The sequence below is a fragment of the Catelliglobosispora koreensis DSM 44566 genome (assembly GCF_000379685.1).
GTDB lineage: Bacteria > Actinomycetota > Actinomycetes > Mycobacteriales > Micromonosporaceae > Catelliglobosispora > Catelliglobosispora koreensis.
Map to the genome: position 1 here is coordinate 70,004 of NZ_KB903250.1, position 13,099 is coordinate 83,102.

Here is a 13,099-nt window from a genome sequence, read left to right on the forward strand (position 1 = left end):
TGAAACTGAACTCCCACAGCGCACTCGGCCGCGGAAAGTCCGCGCCCAGGTGCCGGGCTTCACGTTATGTCAGGCCGAGTGCCCGGGCGCACGTTAGCTCCAGGCCAGGTGCAGGGCGTTGTGAAGGCGCTAAAGGGACGTGAGGTAGACCTCAGCGGCGGAGCCGGTGAAAGTAATCTCCCCGCCGGTCACCGCGCCGAAGGCGGATTCTCCGCCAGAAAGTGTCAATTCACCGGCACGGTCCGTGACGGTGACGCGTCCTGACAGGCAGAAGATGGTTCGCGGGCCGGCTGGGTCGATCTTCGCGGTCTCCACGCCTTCGGTCAGCCTGATCCGGTGCAGCCGGAAGTCGGGAACCGGAACGGGCCAATACTCGACGCCCCGCCCCAGCGCGATCGGTGTCACGAGTGGAGGTTCGATGGGTGTGAAACGCAGCACCTGCAGCAGCTCGGGCACATTGACGACCTTGCGTGTCAGTCCACCGCGGAGCACGTTGTCGCTGGCGGCCATGGCTTCGATCCCGGCGCCTTCGATGTAGCTGTGCAGCGTGCCGGCCGGCATCCACACGGCTTGCCCCGGCTCAAGGTTCATGTGGTTGAGCAGCAGGGTGACCACTACGCCAAGATCACCAGGATAGTGCCCGGCCAGTCTGGCCGCGGTCGGGTGCCGGTCGGCGATCTCCTTGACGATGGTCGCCGGTGACTCCAGTGCGTAGATCAGCGTCACGGCTTCCCGCAGCGAACCGTGCCGCAATGCGTCCACGATCGGATCAAGCTCAGCGAGGTCCAAAGCGGACAGTGCCGCGATGGAAGCAGCGATGTCCCGGAACCCGCAGAACGCCTCAAACGGCGTGAGCGCGACCAGCATCTCGGGCTTGTGGTACGGGTCGATGTAAGACTTGTTGCCGTCGTTGAACCCCGCGGACGCTTGCTCCGACGAAGGATGTGCCTGGATCGACAGCGGCTCTTGCGCGGCTAGAAGCTTCGTGAGGAAGGGCAGGCGCGGGCCGAACTGGGCGACGGTGTGCTCACCGAGGTAAGCCGTTGGGGCAGAACGAATGAGGTCGTCCAAGCGCCCGTAACCGTCCACCATCGACGGGCTGTCGGCGTGTGCCCCGATCCACAGCTCGGCTTCGGGGGCGGCCGTCGGATGTGGCCGCCCCTGCACACGGGCGATGAAATCCCTTGAGCCCCAGTCGTATCCGCGGATCTCGCTATGAAGACGGAGCATGATAGATATCCGGCTCTAGGTAGATGACTCTGGCGATCGGCACGGCTTCCCTGATGCGGGTCTCGACGCTGTTGATGCCTGCCGCGATGGCAGCCGCGTCGTCACCCGAGCGAACGCCGATCTTTGCGGCGACGAGGAGCTCATCTGGCCCAAGGTGCAGCGTCTTCATGTGAATCAGGCGGTCGACGGAAGGGTCCGAAGCGATGGCGTCTTCGATCGCCTTGACGTGCTCAGGGGTCGCGCCTTCGCCGAGCAGCAGGCTTTTGGTCTCGATGGCGAGGATGACCGCGATCGTGACGAGCAGGATGCCGATCATCGCGGTGCCGATGGCGTCCCACTCCCCGTTGCCGGTGATGAGCGTCAGGCTCACGCCAAAGAGGGCGAAGACGAGGCCCAGCAAGGCGCCGAGGTCTTCCAGCAGGATGACGGGAAGCTCCGGGGCCTTGGCGTGGCGGATGAAGTTCTTCCAGGATGCCTTGCCCCGCACCGCGTTTGACTCGACGATCGCCGTACGGAACGAGAACGACTCCAGCACGATGGCGATGAGCAGAACCGTGACCGGCACCCACTGCCACTGCGTGATCGGCTCCGGGTGCGAAAACTTGTGGTACGCCTCGTAAAGCGCGAACAAGCCACCGACGCTGAACAACACGATGGAGACGATGAACGCGTAGATGTAGCGGTCACGCCCATAGCCGAACGGGTGCTGCGGCGTGGCAGCCCGCTTGGCGCGTTTGCCGCCAAGGAGCAGCAGCATCTGGTTGCCTGAGTCGGCCACTGAGTGGATCGCCTCGGCGAGCATCGAGGATGATCCGGTCAGGATCCACGCGATGAACTTCGTGATGGCGATGCCCAGGTTGGCGAACAGAGCAGCGACAATCGCTTTTGTTCCATGACTCTCAGCACTCATGCTTTTCTCAGCTGTTCCTTCAGCTCGGTGACGGCCGGCACCGCCATCGGGTCAAGTCCGTGGCCGAGTCCAAGGTAGACAGAGGCGAAGTCGGTCGCGGCGACCAGTGAAGCTAGCCGCTCCAACGCCGAACCTCCTTCAGCGGTAAGGATTCCCACGTCCACACCGCGCTTTTCGGCGATCTCCTGCACCACAGAAGCCCTGTGGTCGGAAGCCTGCGCCGCTCTGCCGTCCTCGTCGGCGAGACCACCATCGCACAGCAAGACAACCTTGAGGCGCTGGGGTGTCGTCGTCTCACCGTCGATATCGGGATCGGCGAAGATGTCGCGGGCCGCTTCGGCTAGAGCGCCGAAAACGCCGTCTAGCAAACCAACCCGGCCACGGCCAGCCTCGCCGAGGGCGTCGGTGACGACCGGGTACCGGGCGTTGGCCGAAAGCATGTCGCCGAAGCGAAGCGCGGCGACGTGCGCGAGGGGCGAGTCGCCCCAGATCACGGGCACAGAGCCGGCCAGGTTGAGGGCCAGTGTCTTCGCCCGGTTCACAAAGGATTCAGCGGTCGGACGGCAACGGTCAGCTTCGAGGTCGAGGCGTTGCGCTGTCTCAGCCAGGTCGGCTTCGTTCACCTTGACCAGGCCGAGGGTTCGTGCCGCGAGCAGGACCGGGACGGTCAGGCCCCAGAGGTTGGCGCGGGCCGGGCCACGGCGTGGAATAGGCACGTAGGGAGCGCGGAACCGCTCAGCGACACCTTGCAGTGGTGAGTCAGGGGCACCGATGGCGACCAGCCGGGCACCCCGGCGGCCTGCCGCTTCAGCACTGGCTAGTGCTTCGGGCGAGCGTCCACTCGCACTCACCGCGATGACGACGTCTGCCGCGCCGATCCAGCCCGGGATCTCCACGCTGCGGTGGGTTAGCACCGGGACCAGACACTTTGGACCGGCCACGGTGGCGAGGATGTCACCGGTGCGGGCAGCCGTGCCGGCGCCCACGACGACGACCGCGCGCGGGCGGCCTTCTTCGCCGAGCCCGCTCAGATCTGTTTCCGCTGTTAGGGCTGCGGCCTCACGCACCTGTGCCCCGGCTGACGCGATCGCCCGCAGCATGCCGCCAGGGTCACGGGCCGCCAGTGCTGGGGCATCGTCAAGCAGTTCGTGGTCGAACTCGCGGTGCCCGCGAACTCCTGCCGTGCCATCAACGGGTGCGGCCATTACTTAACCGCCTCATCGATGAGGAGCACTGGCAAACCATCTCGAACTTCATATACCCGGGCACAATCCGGGCACGTGAAGGTCTGCTTATCGGCGTCATATTGCAGCGGTGCGTGATCCTCGGCCGGGCAGGCGAGCATCTCAAGCAACAGCGGATCGAGCGACATGTGCAGCAGCTTACCTAGCGGATGAGACCGAGGACTTCGTCCCGTAGCTCAGACATGCGCTCCTGATTTGGCGCCTCCACGTTGAGCCGCAGCAACGGCTCGGTGTTTGACGGCCGAAGGTTGATCCACGAGCCGTCGTCAAACGAGACGGTCAGGCCGTCTAGCTCGTCCTGAGGAGTGTCCGCGAAGTGGGCTTTGACGGTGGCGAGCTTGGCGGCGGTGTCCGTGACGCGAGAGTTGATCTCACCGGACGACACGTAACGCTCGAATTCCGCGCCTAGTTCCGACAACGGTTTGCCGGTCTCGCCCAGTGCCGCGAGCACGTGCATCGCGGCGAGCATGCCGGTGTCAGCACCCCAGAAGTCGCGGAAGTAGTAATGCGCCGAGTGCTCACCGCCGAACACCGCGTTGGTCGTCGCCATGTCGGCCTTGATGAACGAGTGCCCCACCCGCGCCCTGACCGGCTTGCCGCCGTGCTCCAGCACGATCTCTGGTACGGCGCGTGAGGTGATCAGGTTGTGAATGATGGTGGCGCCCGGGTGTTTGGCCAGCTCACGGGTGGCGACCAGGGCGGTGATGGCAGACGGTGAAACCGGTGCTCCGTTGGCATCGACGACGAAGCAGCGGTCAGCGTCACCGTCGAACGCGAGACCTAGGTCGGCATCGTGGGCGACCACGGCCTTCTGCAGGTCGACGAGGTTCGCCGGCTCCAGCGGGTTGGCCTCGTGGTTCGGGAACGAGCCGTCGAGCTCGAAATACAACGGCACGATCTCCAGCGTTGGCAACGTGCCGAGCACAGCTGGCACCGTGTAGCCGCCCATTCCGTTACCGGCGTCGACGACGACTTTCAGCGGGCGGATGCCGGTGAGGTCTACCAATTTGTGCAGGTGCGCTGCGTACCCACTAAGCATGTCCTGGCTAGAAATGCTGCCCGTGAGCGGCGGCAACGGCGTGCCGAGCAGCTCCTGCGCGAGTGTCCTGATCTGGCCCAGCCCGGAGTCTTGGCCGACGGCCTTGGCACCGGCGTAACAGAACTTGATCCCGTTGTACTGGGCCGGATTGTGGCTGGCCGTGAACATGGCACCGGGCAGATCCAGGATGCCCGAGGCGTAGTAGAGCAGGTCGGTCGAGCCGAGCCCGGCGTTGATGACGTCGATGCCTTCCGCGCGGACACCGTTGGTGAACGCCTCGACGAGGGCGGGGCCTGACTCGCGCATGTCATGTGCGACGACGATCGAGCCCTTGTTCTGCCCGCGCGCGATGAGTGTCTGGGCGAAGGCCCGGCCGATCGCTTGGGCGACTGAATCGTTCAGCTGGTCAGGCACGGTTCCGCGAACGTCATAGGCTTTGATGATCTGAGCTAGGTCCATCGTCACACCGATTAGCCTAGTCAAAGCGTCAGGCCGGTGAGCACCAGCACCCTGGCCTCGGTGTAGTCCTCCATCGCGCTGCGCACGCCTTCGCGGCCGGAGCCGGAGTCTTTGACGCCGCCGTAAGGCATTTGGTCCGCTCGATAGGACGGCACGTCCCCGATGATCACGCCGCCTACCCGCAGCACGGCATGAGCCTTGTGAGCGGTCTGGATGTTCGACGTGAAGACCCCGGCCTGCAGCCCGAACCGCGACCGGTTGACCTCCTCAAAGGCGAGGTCATCGGAGTCCACAGTGGACACGGCGAGCACTGGCCCGAAGACTTCCTGTGTCACGACTTTGGCGCCTGACGGAACGTCGGTCAACACGGTGGGCTGATAGCGCGAACCGTCCCGCGTGCCGCCCGCGAGCACCTTGGCACCCGATTCGCGGACCCAGCCTTCGACCCGCTCGGCTGCCGCCTCGCTGATCATCGGCCCGACTTGGGCGTCAAAGTCAAGCGCGGCAACCTTTTCCAGCAACAGCTCCAGGAACGCGTCAGCGACCGAGGAGTGCACGATCACCCGCTGCACCGCGATGCAGCTCTGCCCCGCCTGGTAGTTGGAGAACAGCGCGATCCGTTCCGCGGCCCAGTCGAGATTGGAGTAATCGGAGCACACGACAGCGGCGGCGTTTCCGCCGAGCTCGAGCGTGACGTGCTTGTGTGGCACCGCGGCCCGAATCGCCGCGCCAACGGTGTCCGAGCCGGTGAACGACACGACGGGCAGTCTCGGGTCGGCCACAAGTTCCGCGGCGCGGGAGTTGGGCAGCGGCAGGAACGAGAACATTCCGGCGGGCAGATCGGTCTCGGCCAGGATCGAGCCCAGCAGCAGCGCGCTCAGCGGCGTGGCCGGTGCGGGCTTGACGATGATGGGTGCGCCGACGGCGATGGCCGGAGCGACCTTATGCGCCACCAGATTCAGCGGAAAGTTGAACGGCGTGATGCCCAGCACCGGTCCCCGGGGAAAGCGCCTGATCAGCGCCATGCGCCCAGCCGCGGCGGGATCAGTGTCCAAACGCATCAGTTCGCCGGAGAACCGGCGCGCCTCTTCGGCGGCCCAGCGAAACGTTGAGATAGCACGGGTTACCTCGGCTTGGGCCCACACGGCGGGCTTGCCGTTTTCGGCGGTGATGAGCGCGGCGACCTCATCGCGCCGGGCCGCGAGGGTCGCGCTGACGTGATCTAAAGCACTCGCGCGTTGCGCGGCCGACAGCTCAAAGGTCTGGCTCGCGGCCGCGACGGCTTGCTCCACTTGCGACGCTGTCGCATAGCTGGTGACGCCCGCGACGCTGCCGTCGGCCGGACTGATCACGGTCAACGATTCGCTGCCTGACGCGGGCGAGCCCGCCACCCAGAACGAAGTCATGCCCTACCCTATTCGCCGCCGTAACCGCCACAATGGCGGAATGTCGGTGAACGGCACCCCTCACCTTTGATCCTTTGACCACGGCGACACCGGCAGAATACGTGGCTCTGCTGCGTCAAGTGCGCGAACAGTCCGGCTTGGCCTACCGGGCGATCGAGCGCAAGGCCGCTTCGGCCGGTGATTCCCTTCCACCGAGCACGCTGGCGACCATGCTCAACCGCACGACCCTGCCGCGCGAAGAACTGGTGGTCGCCTTGCTGCGGGCCACGGGCCATGACGAGCAAACCATTGACCAGTGGGTACGCGCGCGGCGTGCCCTGGTGTCCACGACCGAGCCAGCCCCGGCTGAGTCACCCTCGCCCGAGGATGTGACTTCCCGCCGGCGTCCGCTATCGCCAAAGATTCTGGCTGCCATCGTTGCCGTGTTCGTGGTCGTCGCCGGTGCTCTCGTCGTCATCCGCTTGCTGAGCGGGCCTGAGGGTCTGCCCACGGGAGTGGTGCGCATCCGCAGCGTCCACTCTGGACTGTGCGTTGACGAGCTGCCTGACGCGGATTCCGGCGACCTGCTGCAGGTCAGCTGCGCCAACACCTATGTCGAGCGGACCTTCGTCAAACACGACGACAACACTTACCGGATCGTGACGATGCATCCGGTCTACCTCAAGGGGTGCATGGGTGCCGCGGGCGGAAAGCCCGAGCAGGGCAACCCGGTCGTCGACGACTTCTGCCACCAGCTCGGCGAGTCCGTGAAGTTCGAACTGGTGCCGACCACGGAACCGCTCACCGGGTACCGGCTGAGGTTTGTGGAAAGTGGTCTTTGCGCGGAAGTCCTGGGTGCGTCGGTGCGGGAGCGGGCGGCGGTCCAGCAAGCGCCCTGTGACGCCGCCAGCAAGGGCCAGGTCTTCGCCTTTGACACGGCTTAGCAAGCAGCTAGCTAGGCGGTGGCACGGCGCGCAGGTGGCCGCGACGGGTGGTCGGAATGATTTCCGGCTCCGGGCGCGGTGTTGGCCTGGCCGCCTCGCGCACGGCGTCGGCCAACGCCACAAGATCATCCGTGGTTGGCGGTGGCGGCTCAAACTCGCCGTCGTAGCGGACCAGCTCCCAGCCACGGGGGGCGGTCAGGCTACGAGCGTGGGATTCGCACAGGTCATACGTGTGCGGTTCCGGGTTCACGGCAAGCGGGCCAACGACAGCAGTCGATTCCTTGTAGACGTAGGTCAACGTCGCAACTGCCTGCCTATCGCAGCCATTGCGGGAGCAACGTCGTGGAGACCTCACGGCGTGTGACGTTATCTGACCGAGGCTGCCTGGAGCCATGCTTGGCGTGGACGACACGCCGGAAGCAAGATCATTCTTGGGTCAGGTTGGCTGTGCCGGCCCGGATGACGGGCTCGCGCGCGCTAGATTGGGCGCGTGACCAGTCGACCCCGCCGCCGCCCAGCCGCTTGGCGTCGCCGCCGCGACCGGCATGGCCGGGGGATGCGCGGCCGGCTCGTGCCCGCGAGCGTCCCCCTGGCCCGCACCAAGGCGGAAGTCTTTGACGATCTTGTGCTGGACACGGTCGAGCTGCTTGAGGCGCGCTACTCCAAAGAGCTGGCCGGGGTGGAATTCGCCGTCGAAGATGTCCCGCCGGACCTCAACGTTTATGACTCTGACGTGCTCGAAGACGGCCGGGTCCCCCTGGCCCGGCTCCTGCCAGGCCGTCCCGGACGGCACGGGGTGCCGCCCCGGATCGTCGTCTATCGCCGCCCGCTCGAGTTTCGCGCGAGCGACCGCGACGATCTCGGCACCCTCGTCCGCGACGTCATCGTCGAGCAGGTCGCCAACCTATTAGGACTCTCGCCCGACGAACTCGCGCCCTAGATCGCCCTACGCTTCAGCTTGCGGCGCTCGCGTTCGGACAATCCACCCCAGATGCCGAACCGTTCATCGTGCGCGAGCGCGTATTCGAGGCACTCTGACTTCACTTCGCAGCGCGAGCAAATGCGCTTTGCCTCGCGCGTCGAGCCGCCCTTTTCGGGAAAGAACGCCTCCGGATCCGTCTGTGAACAAAGGGCCCGCTCCTGCCACTCAGGTGCGTTGCCCAGCAGATCCGCCACGACGGGTTGACCGTCCATCTCCGCTGCCTCCTTCATGAGCGCCGGATATCCAGCGCGACCCCCCAACGAACTACAGCTCCCCAAGCCGTGAGTTCGCCCTGAAGGCATTACGACTGTCCACATTGGCGGCGCTGTGACAATCGCGACCTTCAGCGAAGGTGATCTCTCACCATCGCGACCCCACCCGAAATTACACGCGTGTCATACGTGCATAGTCAAGCCGAGTTTGCTATTAGCGCCGTCACGTAAGCGAGCCAACACCGTCCTATCGATCCAGTCACCCGGTCGGTAACGGGAGTGTCGGGCGTGTCGCGCCGAAATTACTTCGGCGTGTCGCACTTGACTCGGCCGTAAGCGGTAGTGCGCTGACGGGCCGGGCGTCCTGCTTTCTCAGCGATACCGTGCAATTGCGCGACGGTTCTTGCCGAACCGTGCGAAGAGCCCGCCATTCGCGAAATGGTTTCCTCCATAAGGGTTCCGCCTAGGTCGTTGCATCCACCTTGGAGCATCGCGACCGTACCCTCGTCGCCTAGCTTCACCCACGAGCACTGAATGTTGTCGATGCGCCCGTGCAGCAAAAGCCGTGCCATCGCATGCACAGCACGGTTTTCCTGCCACGTCGCACCCGCTCGTGCGACACCGGCTAAATAGATCGGTGCGTTGGTGTGCACGAAAGGCAGCGCTACGAATTCGGTGAAACCGCCGGTGCGGTCCTGAATGCCGGCGAGCACACGGAAGTGCCCAAGCCAGTGCCGCGGATTGTCAACGTGACCGAACATCATAGTGGAACTGGACCTGATGCCCAGCTGATGCGCCGTCTCGATGACCTCTGTCCACGCTGAGGCGGGCAGCTTGCCCTTGGTGAGGACCCACCGCACCTCATCGTCGAGGATTTCCGCGGCCGTGCCCGGGATCGTGTCTAGGCCGGCTTGTTTGAGCTCGCTCAGCCAGTCCTTAATGGATACTCCGGCTTTCGCAGACGCGGTGACGATCTCCATAGGCGAGAAAGCGTGAACATGCATGGCCGGTACCCGCGATTTGATCGCTTGAATCATCCCGGCGTAAACAGATACCGGCAATTTCGGGTCGATGCCGCCTTGGATGCAAACCTCGGTCGCGCCGTCCTCCCATGCCTCGACGGCACGGGCGGCGACATCGTCGACACTCAGACGGTACGCATCAGCGTCACGTTCACGTTGCGCGAACGCGCAGAACCGGCACCCGACATAGCAAACGTTAGAAAAGTTAATGTTGCGGTTGATGACATAGGTGATGTCATCGCCCACCGCGTCACGGCGCACGTCATCGGCGATGCGGCACAGCTCGTCGAGTGCTTCGCCGTCAGCTTGGAAAAGCGCCAGCGCCAGCGATTCCTGGGAAAGCAAGGCAGCCGGGTTCTCGCGGGCGATCCTGAGCCCAGCGGCGACGTCTCCCGTGATCGCTCCCGCCAACGGCACGGACAGTGAATTCCAGTCGCCGTAAACGGAATCGAAGTCACTGCGCCGGTCTTCCGTGCGGCCTTCCTCATCGATGCCCACGTGCAGATCGGTGCGGCCGCTGGAGAATATCTGGTCCGGCTCTTGCCACGGCTTGCCCTCCAGCACGGCATCTTCAACTGCCATGCCGTTGGGCTGGGCGAGCGCGAAAACGTGCGCATGGATGCGCGGGTCGATCCAGCGCTCCGGATTTTGCGCCACATAGGACGGATAGACGGTCAGCCGCTCCTGCAACGAGAAACCCTCATCGGCACAGGCCTTGCTCAGGTCGTCGAGGAAGGGCCAAGGGCGTTCCGGGTTCACGTGATCTGGTGTCAGCGGCGAAACGCCGCCCCAGTCATCGATTCCGGCCTTAATCAGCAAGCTGAACGAGGCATCGATGAGGTTCGGCGGGGCCTGGACCCGCATCCCGGGACCGACCAAAAGTCTAGTAACCGCAACGGTTGCGGCTAGGTCCAGCACTTCCGCATCCGGGACCGAACGCATCGCCGTGTCGGGCTTGGCCCGGAAGTTCTGGACGATGATCTCCTGAATGTGCCCGTACTGCCGGTGCGCCCGCCGCATCGCGAAGATGGAATCGACACGCTCCTCAAGCGTTTCGCCGATACCGATGAGGATGCCCGTGGTGAACGGCACCGCCACCCGTCCCGCGTCTTCCAGCACCCGCAGCCGGACCGCCGGTTCCTTGTCGGGCGACCCGTAATGCGGGCCACCTGGCTCAGACCAGAGCCGGGTCGCCGTCGTCTCCAGCATCATTCCCATGCTCGGCGCGACTGGCCGCAAACGCTGCATTTCCGCCCAGCTGAGCACGCCTGGGTTCAGGTGCGGGAGCAGGCCCGTTTCTTCAAGCACCGCAATGGAAACGGACCTCAAATAGTCCAATGTGGAATCATAGCCGCGTTCCGTCAGCCACTGTGCCGCCGCGGGCCACCGGTCCTCGGGCCGGTCCCCTAGCGTGAACAGGGCTTCTTTGCAGCCCAGCGCGGCTCCCTGCCGGGCGATCGCGAGCACTTCATCGCGGTCGAGGAACGCCGCCGGAAGCTTGTGTGGCACCGTCGCGAAAGTGCAGTAGTGACACCGGTCACGGCACAGTCGCGATAACGGGATAAATACCTTCTTTGAGAACGTGATGACCCCGGGACGGCCTTGCTCGCGCAGGCCTGTATCGCGTACTCCCGAGGCAATGTTGAGGAGCTCATCCAGGTCTGTTCCACGTGCCTTGAGCAGGGCGGTTGCTTCGCCAGCATCGAGCGCCTTGCCGGCCGCGGCACGGGCTAGGGCACGGGAGATCTCACTCACGGGAGCCAGCCTACGATGGTCGGCATGCGGATTGTGGTGCTGGCAGGGGGAATAGGCGGAGCACGCTTTCTCCTCGGGGTTAGGGAGCACGCGCGCTCCATTGGAGCCGAGGTGACCGCCATCGTCAATGTCGGCGACGACGTGTGGATGCACGGGCTGCGTATTTGCCCGGATCTCGACTCCGTCATGTACACCCTGGGCGACGGCATCGACCCCGGACGCGGCTGGGGCCGGGCCGGGGAAACGTGGTCAGTCAAGGAAGAGCTCGCGTCCTACGGTGCCGAGCCAACCTGGTTCGGCCTCGGTGACCGCGACATCGCGACCCACCTCGTCCGCAGCACGATGCTCGCCGCCGGCCAGCCGCTGTCGGCCATCACCGCCCGCCTTTGCGAGCGCTGGCAACCAGGCATCAACCTCTTGCCCGCCAGCGACGACCGGGTCGAGACCCACGTGGTGCTCGCAGACCGTGCTATCCACTTCCAAGAATGGTGGGTACGCCATAAGGCCGAGCTCCCGGCACAGAGGTTCGTTTTCCTCGGCGCCGAGACGGCGACCCCAGCTTCGGGCGTCATGGAGGCCCTCGCTCAAGCCGATGTCATCCTGATCGCGCCAAGTAACCCGGTCGTCTCCATCGCCCCGATTCTCGCGATTCCCGGCATCAAGGACGCCCTGAAGGCACCCGTCGCCGGAATCTCCCCGATCATCGGCGGCGCTCCGGTGCGCGGCATGGCTGACAAATGCCTGTCCGCGATAGGTGTGGAGTGCACGGCGGCCGGCGTCGGCTCGCTCTACGCTGACTTCCTCACCGCGTGGCTGGTCGATCCGGCCGACGCTGACGACACGGTCGTGAATGGAGTGACGGTCGTGCCGACACCGCTGTGGATGACTGATGTGCCCACCACCGCCACAATGGTCCGGTCCGCACTCTCGGCGCTGGAGAAATAGCATGGACGACGGTTTTACGGTCCGCCCGGTTCGCGGCATTCCTTCGGTGCGGCCAGGCGATGATCTCGCCGCCCTCATTTTCACCGCCGCCCCTTGGCTGGCCGACGGAGACATCCTCGTTGTCACCAGCAAGATTGTCTCCAAGGCGGAGGGCAGCCTAGTCGACGTTCCCACGTCAGGCCCAGAACGCGAGGCTGCCCGGGAAGAGGTGCTTCGTTCCCAAACCGCCCGCGCCGTAGCGTCCCGTGGGCACACCCGGATTGTGCAAACTCATCACGGTTTCGTGATGGCGTCCGCTGGCATTGACGCGTCCAATGTGGACCGGTCACAGCTCGTGCTTCTGCCCAAAGACCCCGACCGCTCCGCGGCTGACCTTCGCACGACCTTCCGCGAACGTTACGACCTGGACGTTGCCGTGATCATCAGCGACACCGCCGGCCGCCCCTGGCGTAACGGTCTCACCGACATCGCCCTCGGCGCCGCCGGGATCGCCCCGTTACGTGATCACCGCGGCGAGATCGACCCTTATGGAAATGATCTCCACATCACCCAAATGGCGATAGTCGACGAACTCGCCGCCGCCGCTGAGCTGGTCAAAGGCAAAATCGACCAGGTCCCCGTCGCCGTGATCCGCGGCCTCATCACGTCCACTGAGGACACCCCCGGCGTCGTCCCCACCCTCGTCCGCGAAGCAGCCAACGACCTGTTCTCCCTCGGCACAGCCGAAGCCATCGCCCTCGGCCGCCAATCCCCTCCCGCCTAATTCCCTTTCGCGCTTCCCCCTCTCCCGCCTTACCCTTCCGCGTCCCCATCGCCCTTCCCGCCCTACCTTTTCCGCGCGCCCGGCGCCTCCGCCTGCTCCGCGCTTCCGCTGCACCGCGCTTCCGCTGCACCGCGCTTCCCGGGGAGCTTCCCTTTGCCCGCGCATTGCCTGGCCGCTGTTCCCCTGCCCACGATTTCGCTTTGGCTTCG

At 65.0% G+C, this 13,099-nt stretch carries 12 protein-coding genes and 1 pseudogene; 4 read left to right on the plus strand and 9 right to left on the minus strand.

All coding sequences use genetic code 11. The features are described 5' to 3' along the window. Nucleotides 1-129 precede the first annotated feature (129 nt). Genes manA through A3E1_RS0107450 form a run of 6 tightly spaced genes read right to left on the minus strand, consistent with a single transcriptional unit; the run spans nucleotide 130 to nucleotide 6,288 of the window. On the minus strand, nucleotides 130-1,230 hold the full coding sequence (gene manA / locus A3E1_RS0107425; protein ID WP_020520120.1) for a mannose-6-phosphate isomerase, class I: 1,101 nt from the start codon (nucleotides 1,228-1,230) through the stop codon (nucleotides 130-132). Continuing rightward, entirely contained in the window at nucleotides 1,214-2,140 is a 927-nt protein-coding gene (locus A3E1_RS0107430; protein ID WP_020520121.1) for a cation diffusion facilitator family transporter, read from the minus strand. The genes manA and A3E1_RS0107430 overlap by 17 nt, the downstream gene beginning before the upstream one ends. After that, on the minus strand, nucleotides 2,137-3,345 hold the full coding sequence (locus A3E1_RS0107435) for an SIS domain-containing protein (protein ID WP_020520122.1): 1,209 nt from the start codon (nucleotides 3,343-3,345) through the stop codon (nucleotides 2,137-2,139). The genes A3E1_RS0107430 and A3E1_RS0107435 overlap by 4 nt, the downstream gene beginning before the upstream one ends. After that, on the minus strand, nucleotides 3,345-3,512 hold the full coding sequence (locus tag A3E1_RS0107440) for a Trm112 family protein (RefSeq protein ID WP_020520123.1): 168 nt from the start codon (nucleotides 3,510-3,512) through the stop codon (nucleotides 3,345-3,347). The genes A3E1_RS0107435 and A3E1_RS0107440 overlap by 1 nt, the downstream gene beginning before the upstream one ends. Nucleotides 3,513-3,526: 14 nt before the next feature. Then, complete coding sequence (locus A3E1_RS0107445) at nucleotides 3,527-4,882, minus strand: phosphomannomutase/phosphoglucomutase (RefSeq protein ID WP_020520124.1); 1,356 nt, start codon at nucleotides 4,880-4,882, stop codon at nucleotides 3,527-3,529. Between the two features lie 20 nt (nucleotides 4,883-4,902). Then, entirely contained in the window at nucleotides 4,903-6,288 is a 1,386-nt protein-coding gene (locus tag A3E1_RS0107450; RefSeq protein ID WP_020520125.1) for an aldehyde dehydrogenase family protein, read from the minus strand. A 74-nt stretch (nucleotides 6,289-6,362) separates the two neighbouring features. Between A3E1_RS0107450 and A3E1_RS44530 the strand changes: the two genes are divergently transcribed. Continuing rightward, nucleotides 6,363-7,211, plus strand: a complete 849-nt coding sequence (locus A3E1_RS44530) for a hypothetical protein (RefSeq protein ID WP_020520126.1) — start codon at nucleotides 6,363-6,365, stop codon at nucleotides 7,209-7,211. Between the two features lie 7 nt (nucleotides 7,212-7,218). Here A3E1_RS44530 and A3E1_RS0107460 read toward each other — a convergent pair whose 3' ends face one another. Further along, nucleotides 7,219-7,566, minus strand: coding sequence for a DUF3499 domain-containing protein (locus tag A3E1_RS0107460; RefSeq protein ID WP_051104940.1), 348 nt, complete (start codon nucleotides 7,564-7,566; stop codon nucleotides 7,219-7,221). Between the two features lie 201 nt (nucleotides 7,567-7,767). On the opposite strand from A3E1_RS0107460, the gene A3E1_RS0107465 reads away from it, so the two are divergent. Then, the gene (locus A3E1_RS0107465) at nucleotides 7,768-8,151 is read left to right on the plus strand and encodes a metallopeptidase family protein (protein WP_020520128.1); all 384 of its coding nucleotides are present in this window, start codon (nucleotides 7,768-7,770) and stop codon (nucleotides 8,149-8,151) included. Here the strand turns inward: A3E1_RS0107465 and A3E1_RS0107470 are convergent. Together A3E1_RS0107470 and A3E1_RS0107475 are read right to left on the minus strand one after the other, a co-directional pair. After that, nucleotides 8,148-8,405, minus strand: coding sequence for a WhiB family transcriptional regulator (locus A3E1_RS0107470; protein ID WP_020520129.1), 258 nt, complete (start codon nucleotides 8,403-8,405; stop codon nucleotides 8,148-8,150). The two genes, A3E1_RS0107465 and A3E1_RS0107470, sit on opposite strands and share 4 nt — an antisense overlap. Before the next feature lie 302 nt (nucleotides 8,406-8,707). Next, nucleotides 8,708-11,182 carry a bifunctional FO biosynthesis protein CofGH gene (locus A3E1_RS0107475; protein ID WP_020520130.1) on the minus strand — a complete coding sequence of 825 codons (2,475 nt, stop codon included), beginning with the start codon at nucleotides 11,180-11,182 and terminating at the stop codon, nucleotides 8,708-8,710. Nucleotides 11,183-11,206: 24 nt separating this feature from the next. Between A3E1_RS0107475 and cofD the strand changes: the two genes are divergently transcribed. Continuing rightward, complete coding sequence (gene cofD / locus A3E1_RS0107480; protein ID WP_040390650.1) at nucleotides 11,207-12,127, plus strand: 2-phospho-L-lactate transferase; 921 nt, start codon at nucleotides 11,207-11,209, stop codon at nucleotides 12,125-12,127. 1 nt (nucleotide 12,128) lies between these two features. Next, nucleotides 12,129-12,869: pseudogene (locus A3E1_RS39350) on the plus strand (coenzyme F420-0:L-glutamate ligase); the annotation flags it as partial. Nucleotides 12,870-13,099 lie beyond the last annotated feature (230 nt).